The organism is Pseudomonas sp. ASL4 (assembly GCF_056680395.1).
Map to the genome: position 1 here is coordinate 6,515,146 of NZ_CM155280.1, position 22,015 is coordinate 6,537,160.

General features: G+C 56.3%; 12 protein-coding genes. 6 read left to right on the forward strand and 6 right to left on the reverse strand.

From position 1 onward, the window contains the following. Positions 1-167: 167 nt before the first annotated feature. The 4 genes from AC1MEW_RS29795 to AC1MEW_RS29810 all read right to left on the reverse strand — a co-directional run bounded on the left by AC1MEW_RS29795 (position 168) and on the right by AC1MEW_RS29810 (position 9,492). A complete protein-coding gene (locus tag AC1MEW_RS29795; RefSeq protein WP_480424599.1) occupies positions 168-1,097 on the reverse strand; it encodes a pentapeptide repeat-containing protein in 930 nt (309 codons plus the stop codon). A gap of 512 nt (positions 1,098-1,609) precedes the next feature. Continuing rightward, complete coding sequence (gene asnB / locus AC1MEW_RS29800; protein WP_480424601.1) at positions 1,610-3,451, reverse strand: asparagine synthase (glutamine-hydrolyzing); 1,842 nt, start codon at positions 3,449-3,451, stop codon at positions 1,610-1,612. A 51-nt stretch (positions 3,452-3,502) separates the two neighbouring features. Continuing rightward, entirely contained in the window at positions 3,503-4,999 is a 1,497-nt protein-coding gene (locus AC1MEW_RS29805; RefSeq protein WP_480424603.1) for a condensation domain-containing protein, read from the reverse strand. Further along, positions 4,996-9,492 carry an amino acid adenylation domain-containing protein gene (locus AC1MEW_RS29810; RefSeq protein WP_480424605.1) on the reverse strand — a complete coding sequence of 1,499 codons (4,497 nt, stop codon included), beginning with the start codon at positions 9,490-9,492 and terminating at the stop codon, positions 4,996-4,998. The genes AC1MEW_RS29805 and AC1MEW_RS29810 overlap by 4 nt, the downstream gene beginning before the upstream one ends. Before the next feature lie 362 nt (positions 9,493-9,854). On the opposite strand from AC1MEW_RS29810, the gene AC1MEW_RS29815 reads away from it, so the two are divergent. From AC1MEW_RS29815 to AC1MEW_RS29825, 3 genes are read left to right on the forward strand one after another with little or no spacing between them, the layout of a single operon-like run. After that, a complete protein-coding gene (locus tag AC1MEW_RS29815; RefSeq protein ID WP_480424606.1) occupies positions 9,855-12,041 on the forward strand; it encodes a penicillin acylase family protein in 2,187 nt (728 codons plus the stop codon). Positions 12,042-12,049: 8 nt separating this feature from the next. Beyond that, on the forward strand, positions 12,050-13,879 hold the full coding sequence (locus AC1MEW_RS29820) for a non-ribosomal peptide synthetase (RefSeq protein WP_480424608.1): 1,830 nt from the start codon (positions 12,050-12,052) through the stop codon (positions 13,877-13,879). An 8-nt stretch (positions 13,880-13,887) separates the two neighbouring features. Then, complete coding sequence (locus AC1MEW_RS29825; RefSeq protein ID WP_480424609.1) at positions 13,888-16,209, forward strand: condensation domain-containing protein; 2,322 nt, start codon at positions 13,888-13,890, stop codon at positions 16,207-16,209. On the opposite strand, the gene AC1MEW_RS29830 is transcribed toward AC1MEW_RS29825, so the two are convergent. Continuing rightward, complete coding sequence (locus AC1MEW_RS29830; protein ID WP_480424611.1) at positions 16,206-17,156, reverse strand: pentapeptide repeat-containing protein; 951 nt, start codon at positions 17,154-17,156, stop codon at positions 16,206-16,208. The genes AC1MEW_RS29825 and AC1MEW_RS29830 overlap by 4 nt on opposite strands. Before the next feature lie 68 nt (positions 17,157-17,224). Between AC1MEW_RS29830 and AC1MEW_RS29835 the strand changes: the two genes are divergently transcribed. From AC1MEW_RS29835 to AC1MEW_RS29845, 3 genes are read left to right on the forward strand one after another with little or no spacing between them, the layout of a single operon-like run. Continuing rightward, entirely contained in the window at positions 17,225-19,015 is a 1,791-nt protein-coding gene (locus AC1MEW_RS29835) for an ABC transporter ATP-binding protein (protein WP_480424612.1), read from the forward strand. 34 nt (positions 19,016-19,049) lie between these two features. Then, positions 19,050-19,688, forward strand: coding sequence for an MBL fold metallo-hydrolase (locus AC1MEW_RS29840; RefSeq protein ID WP_480424614.1), 639 nt, complete (start codon positions 19,050-19,052; stop codon positions 19,686-19,688). Between the two features lie 27 nt (positions 19,689-19,715). Then, positions 19,716-20,999, forward strand: coding sequence for a coproporphyrinogen-III oxidase family protein (locus AC1MEW_RS29845; RefSeq protein WP_480424615.1), 1,284 nt, complete (start codon positions 19,716-19,718; stop codon positions 20,997-20,999). A gap of 142 nt (positions 21,000-21,141) precedes the next feature. Here AC1MEW_RS29845 and AC1MEW_RS29850 read toward each other — a convergent pair whose 3' ends face one another. Next, positions 21,142-22,005 (reverse strand): pirin family protein, encoded by an 864-nt coding sequence (locus AC1MEW_RS29850; RefSeq protein ID WP_480424617.1) that lies wholly within the window; start codon positions 22,003-22,005, stop codon positions 21,142-21,144. Positions 22,006-22,015: the final 10 nt, after the last annotated feature.

The window sequence follows — 22,015 nt, forward strand, 5'->3', positions numbered from 1 at the left end:
AGATGACCCCTGCCAGAAACAGAAATCAGCAAAAAGCCCCATCAGAAGTCATGACCCGCTCTATCGGATAACTGCTCATTGCAAAAACAGATGTGTACGTGGTGCAGGCGCCGCCCGGCCTCAACAGAAGCGGGACGGCGTTCAGGCTTTAAACCACCAAGCAGCTATCAGGCGTTGCCGCCACCACCACCCCCACCGTCTTTCGCTACAATGGCATTGTTGAACATACTCATGACGCTTGCGGACTGGCTGCCTTTGACCACACCCAGAGTCAAGTGCTGTACCAGCAACTCATCGAGTTGAGCGCCCTTCACACCGGCACCGGCGAACATTGCACCGGCCCATTGCGCACCACGCAGATCAGCACCATCAAGGCAAGCCTCTGCCAGGATGGCGTCGCCCAGATTAGCACCACGCAGGTCGGCGCCACGCAGGTTGGCAAAACGCAGATCTGCACCTCTCAAGTCGGCACCGGACAGGTTGGCGCCAATCATCACTGCTTGGCCCAGGAAAGCCTTGGTCAGGTCAGCGTTGCGTAAGTCCGCGCTCTCAAGGTTGGTACGGCAAAAGTTGCCGCCTACCAGAGAAGCGTGATCCAGATCAGCCGATGCCAGTGACGCGTCAGAGAAATCCGCCCCGGACAGATTTGCATGGGACAGGTCGCTTCCGTCTGCCGAAGAACGGCGGAAAGAAGTCTGCTGAGCGCTCACGCCGGACATCAGGGCCGTAGTGAGTCGAGCATCTTCGAAGACGGCACCGTTGAGCATGGCGCCCGACAGTGTTGCACCTTCGAAATTGCTGCCACGCAGTACCGCTTTCGACAGATTGGACTCAGTGAGATCGGCACCGGCGAAAACGCTCGACTCGAAACGCCCCTCGGCCAGGTTGGCCTGCGAGAGTTTGCTGCCACTTAGATTGCTCGAACGCAGACGCAGGTGGGACAGATCCGCACCACTGAAATCCTGCTCCGAAAGGTCGTGACCATCGTTTTTGCGGGCAGCCTGTTGTCGCAGGCAGGCAGCACGATAAGCAACGGGTGAGGTTGAAACGTCTGACGTATTGCTCTCTTGCGTTTGTATAACTGATTTCAAGTGCATAATTGTCTCTCTTTAATGGTTTGAGACGGCTTTGAAACGGAAGTTAAGTACAGAGTAAACCTCGTCCAAGTAATTCAGTGCAGCTTACACTGCAGAACATGAGGCCTTACACAATGCGAGGGTAACTCGCCTGCTAGTTTTTAGACAATGGATCCAATTCTGTCAAGCATACTTAGTATGAATTATTTGCATCAGAAAAATAAATTCAACACAGCAATAAACCCCTCTATTTCAGGGTTTCCGTCGCTGTCACTACACTCTCCTCCCCCCAAAAATATCAGGCTGCCGGCCTAGATCTGGAGCAATTCTCTCTGTAAGACCGCAATCGACTTTACAAATACACAACACATTAAGGCACGCGCCTTTGTTAAATAATTAAATGTCGCTAGTTATTTAACAGTCACAGTTTTCCCGTGCCCAATAGCTGCGGGCAATCCGCCAGTATCGAATGCGATAATCGAGCTCATCATTCCCGACTAACAGCGCACAACCTGATTAACGGGGGTCAGCCTCTAAAGTCCTTTGATATCGAATTTCTCCAATAAAATCGAAAAGGTCAGCGCAAACAGCAAAATGTCGTCATCGGCATGAGGATTAGCGCCGATGGGGGCGTGCTGTTGTCGTTGCAGTTCGGCCGCAATCGCTGCCGGGTCGAAAAAACCTTCCCTGGCAATGCGCTCAGGCGAAAGCGTGTCGTATATCCATTCTTTGTTTTGCGCGAGCAAATAACTGGAGCCGGGCGCTCGGAAACCGAACTTTTCCCGTCGGATGATGGCTTTAGGCACACGCCCGGCAGCGGCCAGCTTCAACAGATACTTCTCATCCATTCCATTGAGCTTGAAGTGCGGCGGCAGCCGGCGTAAAAAATCCACGACATCGCGGTCCAGGAACGGGAAGCGGCCTTCGATCGAAGACATCATATTCATCCGATCGCCGTGATCGCCGAGCAGGTGGTCCGCCAGCCGTAGCTTGATATCCAGATAGGAACGCTGATTGACCGGATGCCGCCGCAGTAATTTGGAAACGTCGATGACCGGCCTCGACAGACAATCTTCGACGAGCAGGCGCTGTTCCAGGTCTTTCGATAAAAAACGCCGGCGAAACTCGCGATAGTTGCCATATTGGCGCTCGTAGCGCACTGCACTGCTGCCCCACAATCGCTCTCGGGCAAATGCCTCCTCCTGGCTCAGGTCTTCGGGACCACGCTGGTGATTAAATGCGTCGAAACGATACCCCGGGTAGCCGGCCAGTAGCTCGTCCGCGCCCTCCCCACCCAGCACCACAGGAATACCGTGAGCCCGCGCGGCCGCGGACATGGCCATGGTGCAGGTGTTATAAGTCTCCTTCACCGGGCATTCGCTATGCCAGACCATCTCATGCAGATGTTCGGCGATGCGCGCAGGTTCGAACGGGATTTCGATGTGGTGACTGCCTAGCTGACGCACCATCAACGTCTGAAAAATGCGTTCGTTGATCGCTCGGTTCTCGGGAAAGACCACCGAAAAGGTGGTCAACTCATGATCAGGGGCAACCGCCTTTACCGAAGCGCCCAGAAAAGACGAATCAAGGCCTCCGCTGAGGTAAATGCCCACTGGCACATCTGCCCGCAGCCGACGCTTGACCGCCGCATCGAACAGCCCGAGAAATTGCTCGGCGGCAGCCTTTTCATCGGTGAACGGTGACGCCTCACCTTGCAGGGGATAATCCATGTCCCAAAATACTTCTTGCGTGATCGTCGTGCCGTCGACCATCAGGCGATGACCTGCCGGCAAACTGCGAACGCCGCTGAAAAGCGTACGCGGGCTCACCAATCCCGGAAAACACAGGGTTTGATCCAGGCCAATGGGGTCAATCGCCCGATAGGCGGCCGGATGTTGCAGGATAGCCTTGATTTCGGAAGCAAACACAAAGGTGTTGCCGAACACCGCGTAATGTAATGGGGTTATCCCCATGGGGTCACGAAACAGCCATAACCGACCACTACTACGCTCTAGCAGCGCCAGGGAAAACTGGCCATTGAGATGATCGGTCATGTCCGCACCATATTCCTCGAACAGGTGCAGCACTACTTCCATGTCGCCATTGGTGCGAAAGACGTGACCGCGAGCCTTCAACTGTTCGCGCAACTCAACGTAATTGTAAATCTCGCCATTACCCACCAGGGCCAGGGACCGGTCTTCGTTATAGAGCGGTTGCTCGCTGCCTCCTGGGTCGATAATTGCCAGGCGCCGCATACCAATAGCCCGGCCGCCCTCCACCAAGGTGCCCTGCGAATCTGGCCCGCGATGAATCAATGCCCGCAACATGTTGTCCAGCACGCTGGGCGCAGCACTTGCTTGACCGGATAAATCCATAAATCCAGCGATTCCACACATCTGCCAAATGCCCTAGCCAATAATTGAGCTCTAAAACTCTGTGTCCAGATCGTCGTTGAACGCCGAAACGACCGGCTCGGAGTCCAGTGATAGTTCAGACACAGCTTGATCTGGGTCGGTAATGATCGACGTGAGCAAACGGTGATAATTGTTCGCAAAGCGCTTGCAGGTTCGTTCATCAAACAAGTCGCGACGGTATCCGAGCCATCCGGTAATGCCTTCCGGCGACTCGTAAAACTCGATAAGCATGTCGAATTTGACCGACAGGCTGCCGGCTGCGAATGGCTCGGTGAGCAGACCAGGCAAATTGAGCGCCGGCTTTTGTGTGTTTTGCAGGATGAACATGACCTGGAACAGTGCACTGCGCGACGAGTCGCGATCCGGGCGCAGGGTTTCGACCAATTTTTCGAAGGGCGTTTCATCGTGATTGAAAGCCCCCAGGGCAGACTTTCGCACCCCCTGTGCGACCTCGCGAAAGCTCATGTCCGGTCGCACCGCGGAGGTGATCAAAAGGGTGTTGGCAAAGAAGCCGATCAGGTTCTCTGTTTCGGCGCGCACCCTGCCCGCCGTAGGTGAGCCCACCGTGATGCTGCTTTGCAACGATTGCCGGTGCAGCAGCACACAGAAGGCTGCGAGCAACATCATGTACAACGTCACCCCGCACTGCCGGGCGCAGGCATTGATACCGTCGGCCAAGGCTCGATCAAAAAGAATGTATTCAAACCCTCCCCGCTCGGTAGTCGACGCCGTCGGCAAGCGATCAAAGGGTAATGCCAGCTCTTCAACCTGCTTGAGCCTTGGCTGCCAGTACGCCATTTGCTTGTCCATCACCGGCCCGTTCAAGCGCTCTATCTGCCACTCCACGAAGTCGCCGAAGCCGATCACAAGAGGGCGGAGCTGGGGATCGGTTCCATGCATCCGCGCGGCCACAAAGGCAGAAAAATCCCGCGCGAAAACGCTCATGGACCAACCATCACTGACGATGTGGTGCATGTTGATCAACAGGAAATGATGGTCCTGGGCCATTTTTATCAGCGACAGACGCACTACCGGCCCGCGATTCAGGTCAAAAGGCCGGTCGGAAATCTCGAACAGCAACTTACGCGCCCGCTCCTCCGACTGCTCCTCGTTCACGCCCGAAAGGTCAACCACCTCGATTGCGCAGTCAGTCTGTTCGTTCACCACCTGTACCGGCCCTTCCGGGGTGTTGAGAAAGGTCACGCGCAAGCTTTCATGCCGGGTGACGACATCGTTAAAGGCAGCCTGGAACACATCAAGATCCAAGGCGCCGCGCAAACGTACACATTCAGGCATGTTGTACATCGTGCTGGCGGGATTCGACTGGTAGATATACCAAAGCCGCCGTTGGGAAAACGAAAGGCTGAAACGGTCACTTTTTTCGCGCCGTGGGATCGTCAACCGCTGGGCTTTCAGGCGCTCGCCCACAGCATCGAGGAACAGGCGCCTTTGCACCGGGTTCAGCGCGCGTAATTTGTCCTGCAGTAACTCTTCGCGACTTGGAATCATGGTGCCTCCGAAGCAAAGGCCTGGCGCAAGGAATCGACTTCGCCAGGCCCCAGCAAGCTGATATCGCCCACCTGAGCCAACGGGTTGTCGGCTATTTGCAGCAAGGTGCGCTCCAGGCGCAGGGCAAACTCGCTGATTCTGCCGGCCTCGAAGCGTTCCCGGTCGTACACCAGGCGTATGCCGTAGCCACCGTTATAAGCAAATATCTCGATCAGCAGGTCGAACTCGGACACGCCACTGTCGACCGCGATCGGTCGGGCCGGCAGCCCCCCAAAGGTGCTCGTGCCGCCCAGCATGTTTTGCATGACGATCAAGATATTGAACAGAGGATTTCGCCCGCGCGCGCCAGGCAACTCCAACCCACGGACAATTTCATCAAGGGGGGCATTGGCGTGGATCGACGCATCCAGCAGGGTTGACTGGACGCGGCGCATCAATGTTTCCAGCAACTCGCCCTCATCCATATGCAGCCGAATCGGCAGCGCGCGCGCGAATAGGCCGACCACACGCTCCATTTCGGATCGAGTGCGGCCCGCATCCATCACGCCCAGACAAATGTCGTCCCCCATGCCATAGCGCTGCAACATGATGTAAAAGCCCGCCAGCAATGCCACAAACGGGGTCACTGCACGCGCGGCGGCTACGCGCTCCAGATGACCACGCAGCGTCGCGTCGAGATCAATCCGCAAGTGGCCCCCACTGGACACAAGGTGGGTATCTCCAAGGCGATCAGGGCTCAGGCGTGTGGGGCGCAGTTGATGCAGCTGTCGTGACCAATAGTCCAAGTCGACACGACGTTCGGGCGCCTCAGATTGTTCGAGCTCGTCAGCGACATAATCGATAAAATCGACCTTGGCCTGCTGCGTCGGCAGGACCGAAGCGGCTTGTATCGAGCTGTAGAGTCCGCTCAAATCCTCAACCAGTACACCAAGCGACCACTCGTCCACCAGCAGGTGGTGAATGATCAGCACACAGACGGCGCTGGCCGCAGACTCCCTGATCAAAACGAATTGCAGCGGCGGGCCTTGCTCCAGTGACAGGGCCTCGAGCGTGAGCTGTGCCAGCGCCGCTTCCCGCTCCGGAACGTCCCATATGCGTAATGTGCGTTGAGGGGAGGCAAGCACCTTTTGCTGCGGCTCACCAGCATGCTCACAGAAAATAGTGCGCAGTGCGACATGACGTTGCTGCAACTGCTCAACGGCCTGGCTCAGTACCTGCGCATCCAACCCCCCGTCAATCTGTAGCGCGCAGGTCAACTGAAAGGCCCGCCGCTCTTTATCGGCGTGGCTGGCGAACCAGAGCTGACGTTGCGACGAAGACAACCGGCGCCACATATCGCGGTCCACCAGGCGTGGTGCCGGACGCGCCACACCGCAATGGTGATTGATGAGGTGCTCGACCTTTGCAACATAGGCCTTCAAGGTCGGCGCCCTGAACAACTCCACCAGCGCAATCGACGTTCCAAACAGCCGGTTGAGCAAAGAGGTGACCGCCACCACCTTCAGCGAATGGCCGCCCAGGGCAAAAAAATCATCGTCCTGCCCGACCGAGCGCACGCCCAACACCTTGCTCCATGTGGCAGCAACCACTTCGCTGACTTGTGAACGATGCAGGCGTTCGTCCTGGGCTTGAGTACCCTGACAAGGCGCCGGCAGTAGTTTGCGGTCCACCTTGCCGGCAGGCGAAAGCGGCAACCGGTCCAGCTCAATGATGCAGGCCGGTGCTGAACCTGGGGGCAACACGGCGGCTGCGGCTGCGCGTATGTCCTCATGACTGACCGGCGCCCGGCAAACAACGTAGCCGACCAGGTCGTAGTTGCCCTGTGCGTCGGGCCACAGTTTTGCCGCCGCCACCACCACCGCCGTGTGCCGGCTCAATGCGGCCTCGATCTCTGCCAACTCCAAGCGAATACCGCGCAACTTGATCTGTCCATCGTTTCGGCCCAGGTAACGCAGCCGTCCTTGCTCGGTGATATGCACGAGATCGCCCGTGCAGTACATCAGGGACGGCGTCCCTCCCTCAAAAGGATCGGCAACGAATACCGCCTGCGTGGCCTCGTGGCGGCCGTGATAGCCGGTAGCCAGCCCTTGCCCGGCGAGAAACAATCTGCCCCGGCCTCCAATGGGCACATGATGACCACGTACGTCCAGCACATAGGCACGCATGTTACTGATCGGGGTTCCCAGGTAAATCGTTCGCTCCTGCGCACCGACCTGTTCAACCAGCGCCCAGATCGTGGCTTCAGTCGGCCCGTAAAGATTCCACAATTGGTTCACGTGGGGGAGCAAGCGATCAGCCAGCTCTCGCTCCAGCGCTTCGCCCCCGCACCAGGCGCGCATCTGCGGCCTGCCTTCCCAGCCGTGCTGCAGCAACAGGCGCCATATGGATGGCGTCGCCTGCATCACGCTCGGGGTGGTCCGGGCAATCATCTGCCCCAATCGTTGCGGGTCCCGGCCCAGTTCACTCGGCGCGAGCAACAGCAATGCGCCGCTCCACAGCGGAGCAAAAATCTCCAACAGGGAAATATCAAATGACAGGGTGGTCAACGCGAGGAACCGGTCGTGCTCGGATAGGCCCGGGGACTGGGTAAAACTGATGAGCACGTTTTCCAGAGCCTGGGCCGGCACGATCACTCCTTTGGGCTGCCCGGTCGAACCGGAGGTGTACATCAGATAGGCCGCACTGCCCGCCAACGTCATGCCGCCTGCCACACGGTCAGGCGCCGCGACCAGCTCGCCCGACGCGTCCAGACCCGCCAACTGAACGTTACAAACCTGCAGGTCATCGCCCACTTGGCCAAGTACCAACCCGACACCACTGTCTGCGACCAGGTACTGCTTGCGCTCCAAAGGCAAGCAACGATCAATCGCCAAAAACGGGCAGCCCAGTTTAAGTAAGGCCAACAACGCGACCACCTGCCCGGCATCGCGATCCAGATGGGTGCCGACCAGTTGGCCAGGCCTGAGGCCCAATGCCCGCAACCGCTGGGCCAGCGTTTCGCTGCGCAGGGCCAACTCAGCCGCCGACATACGGGCATCATCGCCCCAGTGCAGGGCTGTCGAATGCCCACGTGCGACCAATCGACCCCATAGTTGCGTACCCAGCCCGTGTTCGCTCAGCGGCTGCTGCTGACCTTGCCACCTGACCGGGGCTGCCTGTTCCACCAGATCGCCGATCGGCTGATCCGGCAACCCGACCAAGGCACCTGCGTAAGCTTCCATCCGCGCCAACAGAGCAGCAACAGCACCCTCCTCGACCTGCGCAGCGTTATAGGCAATTTCCAGTTTCAGGCAAGGGCCGGGAGCAACCATCAGGCTAATGGGGTAGCTGGTTCGCCAAAACGCGCGCCGGTCTTGCACACTGACACCGTTGGCAGTGCCATCTCGCAGCGGGGGTAGGTTCTCGAACACCACGACCGTCTCGAACAACGCCTCCCCCGCAGACAGGCCGGCTATCTCATGAATTTCCGTCAGCGGTAATCGGCCATTGTCCCAGGCTAGGGTGGATGATGCCTGGACCTCATCGAGAAACTGACCGGCTGCGGTCGCCGGGTTGCAGCGCAAGCGAATAGGCACGGTGTTGACCATCAGCCCGACCATCCTGTCGATCCCTTTAAGATCTACTGAGCGGTCGGCAATCACCCAGCCAAACGTGACGTCTTCACACAGGCTGAAATCACGCAAGGTCAGCGCCCAGGCCGCTTGAACCAGCGTGGCCAAGGTCAAGCGGCGTGCAATGACGGCCTGGCCAATATGCGCGGTGCTGGCTTGTGAAAGTACGCGTTTGAGGCGCTGCGGCTGACGCTCGGCGGCTTCAGATGGGGGGGGTAAAAAAGGCGGGCTTGAAACCAGTGCCGGCTCGGCAAACAGATTTGACCAATATTCCCGCGCCTGGGTGGTATTGCGCTTCTGGACCCAGCCGACATACGTCTTGAAGGGCGCGCTGGGCGGATGGCTGCCGGTCAGATAGGTGTCCATGACCCAGCCGAGCAGAATGGTGGCCGACCATGCATCCAGGATCAGATGATGGTACGTCCAGACAAACCGCAATGCGCCGTCGCCAAGAATGAAAACGGCCATCCGATGAAGGGGTGGACGAGACAGGTTGAAACTGCTGACACGATCTTTTTCAAGGTGGCTGTCGAACTGCCGCTCCTGCTCTGCGGCGGTTTGTCTGCTGCAGTCGATCAGCGTCCATTGCAATTCAACGTCACGAGCCACGATCTGCATCGGCGGGGATACGTTACGCCAGGCAAAGGCGGTTTTCAGAATATCGACACCGCTGGCGACCTGACTCCAGGCTGCACGCCAACGCTCATGGTCGACGCCTTTGAGGCGACAGGAAACCTGCACAAGGTAGTCGCACTCGGCGCCGTCTTGCAGAGAGTGAAACAGAAGGCCTTCCTGCAAAAAGGTCAACGGATAGATATCCAGTGCCTGCACCGTCACCGGCAACGGATGTGAGTCAACGGGGAGTTGAAGCTGATCTGCCATCGATTTCACTGCTCCTTGTGAACCGGGGCATCGTCCAACGAGCTCGCCCACAGGTTTAACCATCGCCGTATCGGCCTCAGGCAGTTACGGAGACCTAACTTAGTCTCATGCCGAAAAAGAAAAGTAGTTCAATTTTTAAAAAAAGCATTTTTTTTGAAAAATAATATCGACCAGTCCTGCCGCTCCCCCTCTTGACCTGTGATTTCCCATTGGCGCGTTCCACGAACATGTACTAGCCTCGTGCAGCACTCGCTGGCAGCGCCTCAGCATGACTTCTTCACATCAGCGTTGCGGCTGTCCTTGGGAGGATGGACCAGTGAGTAGACGGATCTACGAATGCGAGACACAGGGAGGTGTAATTGATGGGTGTAACTGGCAATCGTCTGCTCGCAGTCATTTGCGTAACCATTTTCACGTCGCCTTTTCTCCACGCTACCTCCGCTCAGGGGCAGGTGCCCGTCACTTGGGACAACTGGGGTGTACCTCACATAGAGGCCAGCTCCGAGAGCGCGTTGGCGTATGCCGCAGGTTGGGCACAGATGCGCAGCCATGCAAATGTGGTGCTGACGCTGATGGCCCGTTCGCGCGGGCGCCTCGCCGAAACCCCCGGCCATCTGCAATTGGACTACGCGCTGGAGCAAGACCGTTGGGTCCATCAGATGGGCATTGCCAAGACCGCGCTTCAATGGTGGGACCAACAACAGCCCATTGAGCGGGAGACCCTGGAATCTTTTGCCGACGGGATTAACGACTTCGCGACGGCTCATCCCGATGACATCAATGATGAGTTGCGAGCGGTATTGCCGATTCAGGCTGTCGATGTGCTGGCTCGCCTGGCGCATGTGATGCTTTACGATTTTGCCGTATCCGCAGCCAGGGTCGCCGAGGATGCCGGTGCCTGGCACAGGGGGGGCGAACCGGCAATGGCCAGTGTGCAGAATCGCGGTTCCAACGCCGTAGCAATCGCCCCCCGCAAGTCCGGCAGCGCTGCCCTGCTATTGAGTAACCCGCACTTGCCATGGTCCGACTTGGTTCGCTGGTTCGAATACGAGTCGATCACGCCGGAGGGGAGCTTCTACGGTGTGAGCCTGCTCGGCCTGCCCACGCAAGTCATCGGTTTCAACCAGAAATTGGGCTGGACCCATACCGTCAACCCCATGCATAGCTATTACCTCTATGAACTCAAACTCGAGGGGGATGGTTACCTGCTCGACGGCAAACCGACGGCGTTCGAGACCCGCACCGAAACGATTCGTGCGCGCCAGCCTTCTGGTGAGTTCATCGAAAAGCCCATAACCGTCAACGACAGTATCTTCGGCCCGGTGGTAGCCCACGACAAGAATCGAGCATTAGCGCTTTGGGTGACCGGCAAGGACGCCGCTCACACCCTGACTCAATACCGCGATATGGCACGTGCACAGAATCATGAAGCGTTCAGCCGTTTGCTCAAGCGCCAACAGATCGCAATTTTCTCAATCATCTACGCTGACCGTGACGGAAAAATCGCCTATTACTTCGGCGGTCGCAACCCAGCCTCGCGCAACGACATCCCCCGTGGCTCGATCATTCTTGATGGAAGCAAGCGCGCAAACCTATGGACTGACGTACTGCCCCTGGAGCAGGTGCCCGCCGTGATTGATCCTGAAAGCGGATGGGTACAGAACGCTAACGACCCGCCATGGACAGCCACTCAGCCCGGTCGCCTCTCCCCCACTGACTATCCGAAGGGTTTGGTGACCAGCCCCTTCGTCAATTTGCGCGCGCAACGCATCATCGAACGCCTGAATGCCACGCCAACGGTTGACTTCAATGCCCTGCTGAACCTGAAACTCGACACCGGTTCCGAGCTCGCACTGCGTACGCTCGATGACTTGATTGCGGCTGGACGCCAGGCCAGTGATCCCGATAGCCAGGCAGGTGCGCAAATTCTTGCCGCCTGGGACCGAGCCATGAATGCCGACAGCCACGGCGCGCCGCTGTTCAGCCAATGGGTAACGCTGATGCCGGGTGACGATAGCATCTTCACCGTCCCCTTCGATCCGAGAAAACCGTTGGCCGGTCCTCGCGGCCTGGCAGCACCGGCAAAAGCCGCAGCGCTGCTTGGCGATGCTGTTCGCGCTTTACGCAAAACAGGCGTTGCCCCGGACATTGCCTGGGGTGAAATATTCAAGTTACCCGGCGCTCAGCGGCTGCCCGCCAATGGAGGCCCTGACCCGCTTGGGCTGATCCGCGCGACCTACTTTGCCCAGCCAGGCCCAACGCCAGACTACATCGCCAACGGTGGCGATGGATTCAGCGCCGTTGTGGAGTTCGGCACGGAGCCTCATGCCATGGGGTTGCTGGCGTATGGGAACTTCACCGAGCCCTCGCCGCAGGGGGTTCGCGACCAGATGCAACTCTATGCCGACAAACGACTGCGCACGCTATTACGGGCGCCAGTGGCCCAAAGCGACATCGTGCTCAAAGAACTGATTCCTTATGTGCCAAATCACCCACTGCGGGCCGCTGACGCGGGAAACCGCCCTGTGCCGACTATGCCTTGGAGGTAACACTGCTCATGACGACCAATGCCGCGAAAATCTTTTCCGCCCTTGCAAAACAACACCCTGAGCGCATCGCATTATCGAGTACAGGGAAAGACCTCACTTACGGTGCCCTCGACCAATGGTCCGATGCCATTGCCGCAGATTTGAGAAGCCGCTTGGGTTCAACGGTCGGTCCCGTGATAGTGCTCTCCTCGGAGCCGATGCAAGTGATCGCCGCCGTCATCGCGACGATGAAAAAAGGCCAGATCTTTGTGCCACTGGATCCGCAGTCACAGCCGGCACGCCTGCGCAATGCCATTGACAGTGCGGATCCGGTCGCCATTCTGTGTGATGCGAACAGTGCGGCAATCGTCAAAGAACTCGAGCTTTCGGCCTTCATCGAAAGCATCGAGATCGGCGCGCCCCGAACCCTGCAGACGCCACTGCAATACGCCGACGAAGAAGATCCGGAGAGCGCCAGCTATATCTATTTCACCTCCGGCTCCACCGGTGAACCCAAGGGTATCCTGGGGCGACTCAAAAGCATTGCACACTTCGCCAGGTGGGAGGCGCGGGCATTTAACCTTGATGAATCCGTGCGCTGCACGCAGTTGACAACCCCGGCGTTCGACGCGTTTTTACGGGATGTGTTTACCCCCCTGAACATCGGCGGCACCGTGTGCCTGCCGCCGGACCGCAACCTGGTCGCCGACGGTGAAAGGTTGGTCAACTGGCTGGATGAAGCGGCGATCACCTTGATGCACACCACGCCGGCCATCCTGCGCATCCTGCTCAAAACCTTGCAAGCCCGTTCACAAAGGCCTGGCACCCTGACCCGGATCTGCGTCGCCGGAGCAGTGCTATTACCCATCGACGTGAAGCGTTTTTTTGACGTGTTCGGCACCCGCGTCGAGCTGGTCAACTTCTACGGGCCATCTGAAACCACGATGATCAAATTGTTTCACTCTGTTCGAGAGCAAGACGCAGAGCGCGCCAGTGTACCGGTGGGTAAGCCGATCGACGGTTGCCGTGTGTTGATTCTCGACAACCGGCAAAAGCCCTGCGGCATCGGCATGATTGGCGAGATTTACATCCGCACCCCCTTCAAGAGCCTCGGCTACTATCAGCGGCCCGACTTGACCTCAGAAGTTTTCGTGAGCAACCCTGTGAGCGGTGATCCCGACGATCTGGTTTACCGTACTGGCGACCTTGGACGGACGCTCGACGATGGGGCACTGGAGTTCATTGGGCGCCGCGACCGTCAGATCAAGATAAACGGTATCCGTATCGAACTGGGTGAGATTGAAAACAACTTCCACCAACACCCCAACGTGCGGGACATCACCCTCGTGGAGCGCAAGCTTGAGGAAGGCGAAAATGAACTCATCGCCTACATAGTCGCCAGCCCCGAAGTGCCGGAAGATGAACTGCGTCGGGCCATGAGCGAACGATTGCCAACGGCGATGATTCCGCGCCATTTCATCTTTCTTCCCATTCTTCCACGAACCGTAACCGGCAAGATCGACTACAGCGCCCTGCCTGACATTACCCCGCAAATCGCCGACAGCGCCCAGTACGTCGCGCCGCAAACTCCCGTAGAGGTCACACTTGCATCAATCTGGCGCGAACTCATGCAAATCGATACGCCCAGCACCACCGCCAACTTCTTTTCAGTCGGTGGGCATTCGTTGCTCGCCATGCAGGTTCTGTCACGTGTTGAAGCAGCCTTCGCCATCAGTATCGCGTTGCGCGACTTTCTTGACGACCCGACTATCCAGGGCCTGGCAGCGAAGATCGAGGCCGACCTGCTGTCGGCGACCACGGATGACGATGAGCTTCTTCAATTGTTGGAGCAACTATGACAGGCCCAATGAAGAGTGCCGCACAACTGGCGATCACCGCCGAGGAACTAAGTGCCATTGAGCACTTCGTCCTGTCTTCCGGGCTCGTCACAGACGTCGCGGTTGTTTATAAGCCGCAGTATGAAACGGTCAGGCGTTGCAGCCGTTGCGCGATCTCGACACAAGTCAGTGGCATCCGGATGGACCAGGAAGGGGTTTGCACCGAGTGTCGCCGTTACGATCGCTATAAAGAGCGCCTGGACCTTTACTTCAGCGACCGGGATGCACTGCAAGCAATCGTGACGGCCAATCAACCGCACAAACGATCGGATATCGACTGCATGCTGCTGTTCAGTGGCGGCAAGGATTCAACGTATGTTTTGCACCAGTTGGTAGACATGCAACTGAAGGTGATGACATACACGTTCGACAACGGCTTCATTTCACGCCAGGCATTCGACAATATCGCCCGTATCACCAGCGATCTGAACATCGAGCACGTCACCGGAACCCATGCGCAGATGCGCGAAGTGTTCCGTCAAAGCCTGAAACGGCACAGCACCGTCTGTAAAGGCTGTTTCAAGGCCCTTCTAGACCACAGCCTGACCCTGGCCGACCAGCGCGGTATCAACCTCATATTCACCGGCATGTCCCGTGGGCAGATCGTCGAGGAACGCCTTAAGTTTTTCCATGATCGGAATATCTTCGACCCGCAGACCATCGACGCGAAACTGGCCGAGGGCCGCAGGATCTACCACCAGGTTGAGCGTTACGCCGGCCTGGATGGAAAACCGTTCTACGATAATTCGATTTTTGACCGGGTCCGCCTGATCGACTTCTACCGCTATAGCGACGCCAGAAAGCAGGACATCTACGATTATCTGAGCACCAGCCAGGCCGGGTGGGAAGAACCAAAAGATACCGGCTTCTGCTCCTCAAATTGCTTGATAAATGACGTGGGTGTTGCCGTTCACGGCATTGAAAAAGGCTTCTCGAATTATGAAATACCTACCGCCTGGGAGGTTCGTCTAGGCCATTTGGATCGCGACAGCGCCCTGGCTGAGCTGGCTGGCGTTTCCGACGGCGAGCGGGTGACAAAGATCCTTCGCTCAATCGAGTACGTACCCACACCGCTCGATGCAATACCTGCCCACCTCGAGATTTTCTCCGTGTTGAAGAACGGCGAGACCATGGCGGATCTCGAACAGGCGGTGAAAACCCGCTGGCCACGCAACGACGTGGTCCCCAAGCTGATCAGAGTCGCCACTATCCAGCGCGACGAACAAGGCCGTCCTATGGCACAAACGCTGGCGCCACTGATAACGCCAATAGAAATTATCCCGCCGAGAAAACCAACACGGTTATCCGCCGCGCAGCAGCAGTTCCTCGCGCTACCCGCCACTGCCAAAGAAGGCTGGATCACCCGAGTCATCGTGACCCAAGAACCATTGGACCAGAACCTGTTTCGACGGGCACTGTTCCAGGTACTCACGCTGCACCCCGCGCTACGCATGCAGTTGACCCAGACAGACAACGGCGTGGAAAGCCAAGTCGCAGCGATATCCAATTTGCTGCCACTTATCTGGGCGGATCTGTCAGGCAAATCCGGCGAGCAGAGAAAAACCCTGGAAGCCCGGCTGTCCAATGCACTGTTATCAAAAGTCGGCACCGGGATAAACGAACCGTTAGCGTTGTTTGCTGTGACCTCCCCTAACGGCGACGAAAAAAGCACCTTGGCAATTGCCATGCACCGCATCGTCATGGACGAGGCTTCGTGGTCGATCATGCTGGGCCATCTGGAATGGTTCTATCGCATTATCGCCACCGACACCGCACCCAAAATGCCACAGGCAAAAGCCGGTAATGTTGTCGAGCCTGATCTGCCCTCGTGGGTCGGAGCGCCGGTTCGTCGCGGTTCGCGCGAAATCAAACACCGGGTGCTGGGCCATGAAATAGCAAGCGACGACCTCGCTCAAGCTATCGCCGAAGCGCTCTTCCCCTTGTCAGTCAGCATCCTGACATCCCTGCGTCAAAACGATGATCAGCGCATTGGGCATTTCACCGGTATTGAGCAACGCGTGCGTGGCAATGATCCGCAGGTGGTCGTCGTGCTGGAACACACCACGGCCGCAGAGTCCACGTTATTTGCCGAAGAACGGGAAATATCCGACTTGGCGATTGCCGGCGGACGAAGCTGGGTGGCGATCCGCCGGACTGCTGGCGGCACTCGGCTGTGCTGGAGTGCCGACATCAGTGATCAGAACGACGCAAGGCTGACCGAGGTGATACAGACAGTGTGCTCCTTGGGACGATCATCCCAGGGAGCAGCCGATCACGCGACGACGTTCTAAATGAGCCGCAGCGCGAAGGCCTTAGAGTTGCCGGCCTGTATCTGGCCATCGGATTCAAAGCCGGACTGGCGAATGAATGAGTCGTCAAGCTTGGCATTGGCGAAATTGGCCCCTGCCACCGTGGTTTTTTCGAGGCTGGCTCCGCGTAAATCCGCACCTTGCAGGTTGCTGCCGATGAGTTGCGCACCGTTGAGGTTTGCGCCAGTCAGGTTGGCCCCTTGCAGGTTGGCGTTGGCCAGGTTGGCCCCCGTGAGGTTCACTCCGGACAAGTCGGCCCCTGCAAGAAAAGCATTGCTTAGGTCGGCACCGGTCAAGTCAATGTCACTGAGCTTGGCCTTCTCGAAGTTCGCACCGGCACAGGTGGCATTGGACAAATTAACCGCGTTGAAAACCGAGTCCGAAAAAATGCCATCCGAAAAATCGGCTCCTGTCATATCTACCGATTCGAACATGGACTCACGCGCGACGGCACCCGCGAAGATTGCGCCCCTGAAAGAGCCCCCCACAATCTTTGAGTGGATGAGCATGGCCTTGGTCAAATTGGAATTATCGGCGGCGCAACTGTCCAGCAACGCACTGGAGGCATTGATACCGCTCAGATCGGCGCCGGTAAGCACAGTGTTGGCCAAGCCCGTGTCGACAAAGCTGGATGAGGTGAATATGCCGTTGCTTAAATCGGCTCTTGAAAGATTCGCGGAATCAAAAAAGCAACCGTCCCAGCGTGCGCCTTTCAACGAAACACCCGACAAATTGCTATCCCGAATATTGGAGTATGTGACTCGGGTATTGGAGAGGTCGAGGTCTGCCATCGACATATCTCCCAGTTCAAAGCGAAATTGGCCGGTTTTATTGGCCGCATGCAATTCCGTTGCAAAGTCGACGGCCCATGATAGATCAAAAGCTACCGACTGCTTTAAAAGTTCCGGGTCCGGGAGGTTGCTATTCATGGTTATTCCTGTCAGTTGATATCACGTTTGGTTAGACAACCTGTAGTTGCACAAGGAGTAATAGCACTATGAATTCATACCCGCCACTGGCTCGAACACCACTCGTCTATTTACGCCAGATGCTGAGTGAAAGCGTGCCATTGCGTATAGGGTTAATGGCCGTCTTCACAGCCTTAGGTACTCTTTTTGAAAGCTCGACGCCAGTCGCGTTTGAACGCGTCATCAACGGTCTGACGAGCATTGCTGAAGCCGAACGCCTGTCGGCCATACACTGGTTTATTGGACTCATCGGGTTAAGCGCAGGAGCGATGGTGTTCTTCAGGCTTTATCAATGGGTCGATGTCAGGGCGAGTGCCGATTTACGGGCGCATATCCAGAAACGTCAGATTGCCTACCTGTTGAATCGCTCACCGGCATCACTTCAACACCGACACGGCGGCGCACTGGTCGAATCAATAAAACGCTCAAGTTACAATTGCGTAGCGTTGGTGCAACTGCTCACGTTCGACGTCGTCAACATGATTGTTGTGATTCTAAACATCAGCATCATCCTCTATATCGCCGACAGCCACTATGCACTCATGATTATCGGCTGGCTGGTTATCTATTTATCTGGAACAACCTTCTTCGCCTTTCGCTGCCTGAGGCTGGGACGTCAACAGTTCCTTGCCTCAGGACGGTCCGCCGGCCAAATAAGCGATGTGTTACGTAATTTCGAAACTGTTTACTCTTATGGGGCATCCCAACGCGAAAACAGGTTTCTGGCCGAAGGCTTGGATGAAGAAAGACGGCGCACTTGCCAGCTGCGCCGCTACGTATTACTCATGCGCATTTTTTCCAGCGTAGCGGTGTTCAGCCTGTTCGCCATCATGACGACACTGGCCTTACAGGACGTCCTGTCCGGCGAGCGCAATGTGGGAGCGTTTGCACTGGTATTCACCGCCACTAATATTTTGGTGATGACGGTCTTCGACCTCTCAAAAAACCTGATTGGCTTTTATGAAAACCTGGGCTCGTTGGATGGCGCGTTGGAATTTATTCTTCAGGATGACCTTACCCTTGCGCCTTTACCCACTATTCAGAGTCCAGTGCACAAAGCCACCAAGCAGACCGGCAGGATCGAATTCAAGAAAGTTTGCTTCGGCTACCCGGGTGAAGGGCTGTTATTCAAAGACCTTGATCTCACCTTCGAAGCAGGGCAAAAAATTGGCCTGGTAGGTCCATCGGGTGCGGGTAAAACAACACTGATTCGATTGATTCTAGGGCAACTGGCCCCTTGCAGCGGGCAAATCTTATTTGACGGTATTGAGCCGCATACCTTTGACCGTGACGCGTTGAGCGAAAAGTTCGCCGTGGTCAGTCAGCATGTTGGAATATTTAACCGTACCGTGCGCGACAATATTGCCTACGGCGCGCCTGATGCTGACGACGATGCAGTCTTGTCGGCGGCGCAGATGGCCTCGGCTGAGACTTTTATCAATCGTCGGACCGCCGGCTTCAATACCCTTGCCGGCGAGAATGGCAGTGAATTCTCCGGCGGCGAACGACAACGTTTGAGCTTGGCCCGCGCACTCCTGAAACCCGGTCGCCCGACACTGATTCTCGACGAGGCAACAAGCGCGCTGGACACCGCCGCTGAACAAGACATTCAAATGGCAATCGCCAACGCGATGAGTGATCGAATGGTCATTGCAATCGCACATCGTATCTCGACCATTAAAGATATGGATCTGATCATTTACTTGGAAGGCGGACGCATTCTAGAACAAGGAACGCACCTGCAACTGATTGCCAAACAAGGTCGGTACGGAAAAATCTGGGATAAACAAGGTCGCTACTCCATGCGTATTGAAGCTTGACCTCGGGCTTGCGGACAACCGAACGGAGAGTAAGATGAAAGAGATATTACCCAATCTTTTTTTAATCAGGAATGACGCTCATGCATCGCCCAGCCCGTTTACGTATCTGGCATTAAGGCCAGAGGGCAATGTCTTATTCGGCACCAAAGCAGATATCAGCCCCTTTTATGCCGATATTGAAAAAAAGGGCGGTGTTTCTGCGGTACTGATTGGTGACCGCCATCATGTGAGCCCGGACACTATCAAAATGTCAGCGCACTTCAACGCGCCGTTGATGTGCAGCAACATCGAAGCGAAGATACTGAGTGCAAAGGGTTTTAAAATAAATGCAGCCCTGCCCTACGAACAGCGCGCGTTAGGAAGCGATATCGAGATCATTCCGACCCCAGGGCACACAACCGGTGCATTTTCATACCTGTGGGATAACGGCGTGAATAAGATATTATTTATTGGTGACACCTTAGTTCCCGTAGAGCAGGCATGGCAGTATTGGGTTTCGCCGCCAAGCCGCAAAAAACTCGCCGATACGCTTAACCGACTCAAAGTATTCGAATTCGATCATATCATTTCCAATTCATTTGCCTGCCAGGGTGGTGCCTGCAGGCGCATCAGCAGCGCCGAAAAGGAAAATATCTTGAATGACACGATCAGGCAATTGGTCTCTACTCACTGATGAGTTGAAGAATGGAGAGGTTGAAGCATGCGATACTTATCTGATGTATTTAACGCTATGCGCGAGCAGACTGCCGTATACACTGCACCTCGAAATCTGCAAATTTATATCCATGTACCGTTTTGCACATCAAAATGCCATTTTTGTGACTATGTGATAGGTAATAAAACCCGCCAATTGACGTCTGCCGACACTAAAGGCGAAGCGTATGTAGATGCATTATGCCGACAGATACAAGATGCTGGCCAACAGTGTGCTGGCCTTAATTATGTCCCCACCTCGATTTATTGGGGCGGCGGCACACCAACTCGACTGAATCCATACCATCTTGAGCGGATAATGGAAGCACTCCAGTCCAGTTTCGACCTGTCAAAAGTACGCCAACACTCGCTGGAAGCAAGCCCTGAAACACTGACAGTTGCACACCTTCGTGCGCTGGATGCGCATCCGGTGGATCGAGTCAGCCTGGGCGTACAGTCGTTTGACAAAGAACACCTGCGCCGGGCAGGACGTGCGCACTCCGCTGAACAGGCAGTGGCGGCGGTGGATATGGCCAGAGCGGCCGGCGTGGCGAATGTTAACGTCGACTTGATCGCCGGCTTTCCAGATGAGGATATTGCACAAGTCGAGAATTCGATCGTCCGAGCCGCAGCTTTGGACGTTCAACATATCTCGGTATACCCCTATCGACCTTCGCCCGGAACAAAGATGGCAAATCTCATCGACACGGGGCGTCGCGGCCAATTAAGCTTCGAGCACACTAAGCTCGCTTACCAGACGGCGAAAGACCTACTCGAAGCGCACGGTTTCGACCAATATTGTCTCGCGTACTTTGCACGGGAAAAAAAATCCGAGTCTATCGTCGGCATGCACACTTATGGATTGGAAGGCGACATCCTTGGGCTCGGTAGCGGAGCGCAGTCAATGTTGGGAGGGTATCGAATCATCAATGACAACGCCTTTTACGATGAATACATCGAAAATCCTTTGGTGCTGGGAAAGTGCGTTAAATTCGGGGTCGAACCTGACCAGATCGAGTCATTGATGACTCGAGTTGGCGCGGCGCTGCAAACTAAAGACGGCTTGAACTTCAACAAGTTTGAGCAGCTTACCGGGCTCGACTTCAAGCAGCTTTGTCGCGAAAACGTGCCCGTACGCACGTTCATGAAGCACCTGCAAAAGTGCGGAGGGACATTTTACAAAACCGAACACGGTATCGCGTTGAAGTCAGCCAACATACACGACGTTTATATTCAGCACTTATACACCCATATTTTGGATGGCACGCTTGATCGCGGTTTAAGGGTGTGACAAGGCGCAGTGTCTTGCCCCTGTTTTATCCATTTAGGCGTCAAGTCCCCGCTCGCTGGGGAAGGTCACATGCCGTCGGGGGGCAGTGTTGAAGACTGCGAACGTCACCGCATGAGATGGCGCAAGCGTTTAAACAATCCTTTCAGGACGAAGGGCTAGGAACGACCTGGCTCAATCGACCTTCCTGGCGTAGACGTGCGGCAATGCGCTGTATTTCGGTTTTGCTTTGGGCCATTGCCTCTTTGCTGGTATGCACGGAGTAATAACCGGTGACTAGATCATGTGGATGCTTAGCCGCAGAGCCCAACACAAAAGCGGTGTCGCCTCGCGCAACGATTTCGATGGACTGCTCGGATTCTTCGAAGACGGCGAGCTCGCCTTTAGTCACCAGACCTCCAGTGCTTACGCAGCCCGACTCTACTGCTAACCAGGCCACGGTATGGCCAGCTGGTGGCGTGTAACGCCAGCGCTCTCCGTCTTTGAGACATACGGCGAGATAGTTCACGCCCGCCGGTGCTTCAGTAACGCTCTGCGCATTTCCATATTGCCCCAGGAGTACGCGTACCGGGCCTACTTGTGGGATTTTCGAGGGCGCCAGGTAGACACTTTTCGCCGGGCTATTCTCTTCTGAAGCCGGTAATGCCACCCAAAGCTGAAACCCCAGAATGGATGCGTCACAGGTTGGAACCGCGTCGTGCCAGACGCCGTTACCGGCATGCATCAACTCAAGCCCCCCTGCTGGTAAAACCCCGACAGCGCCGGTCGTGTCCTCGTAGGCAATATCGCCGTCAATCATGAAAGTAACCGTCGCAATTCCTGAATGCGGATGCATACCAGAATCGGCCTTCCCGCGGTTTGCACCTAAACTGAAAATAGCCAGAAATACAAAAGGCTTCAAAATTTCGCCCAAGTCAGCCGGGCTCATAAGTCTTGTTAAAGAGCCAAGGTTTTTGCCTTTGGTACGATGAATAATGGAGCGTTGCAGAACTGCGGCGGTCGCATTCATGTGAGTTCCC

Bases quoted from the DNA above. Each gene is read 5' to 3' on its own strand.
- AC1MEW_RS29795 (WP_480424599.1), bottom strand. From the start codon at position 1,097: ATGCACTTGAAATCAGTTATACAAACGCAAGAGAGCAATACGTCAGAC.
- asnB (WP_480424601.1), bottom strand. From the start codon at position 3,451: ATGGATTTATCCGGTCAAGCAAGTGCTGCGCCCAGCGTGCTGGACAAC.
- AC1MEW_RS29805 (WP_480424603.1), bottom strand. From the start codon at position 4,999: ATGATTCCAAGTCGCGAAGAGTTACTGCAGGACAAATTACGCGCGCTG.
- AC1MEW_RS29810 (WP_480424605.1), bottom strand. From the start codon at position 9,492: ATGGCAGATCAGCTTCAACTCCCCGTTGACTCACATCCGTTGCCGGTG.
- AC1MEW_RS29815 (WP_480424606.1), top strand. From the start codon at position 9,855: ATGGGTGTAACTGGCAATCGTCTGCTCGCAGTCATTTGCGTAACCATT.
- AC1MEW_RS29820 (WP_480424608.1), top strand. From the start codon at position 12,050: ATGACGACCAATGCCGCGAAAATCTTTTCCGCCCTTGCAAAACAACAC.
- AC1MEW_RS29825 (WP_480424609.1), top strand. From the start codon at position 13,888: ATGAAGAGTGCCGCACAACTGGCGATCACCGCCGAGGAACTAAGTGCC.
- AC1MEW_RS29830 (WP_480424611.1), bottom strand. From the start codon at position 17,156: ATGAATAGCAACCTCCCGGACCCGGAACTTTTAAAGCAGTCGGTAGCT.
- AC1MEW_RS29835 (WP_480424612.1), top strand. From the start codon at position 17,225: ATGAATTCATACCCGCCACTGGCTCGAACACCACTCGTCTATTTACGC.
- AC1MEW_RS29840 (WP_480424614.1), top strand. From the start codon at position 19,050: ATGAAAGAGATATTACCCAATCTTTTTTTAATCAGGAATGACGCTCAT.
- AC1MEW_RS29845 (WP_480424615.1), top strand. From the start codon at position 19,716: ATGCGATACTTATCTGATGTATTTAACGCTATGCGCGAGCAGACTGCC.
- AC1MEW_RS29850 (WP_480424617.1), bottom strand. From the start codon at position 22,005: ATGAATGCGACCGCCGCAGTTCTGCAACGCTCCATTATTCATCGTACC.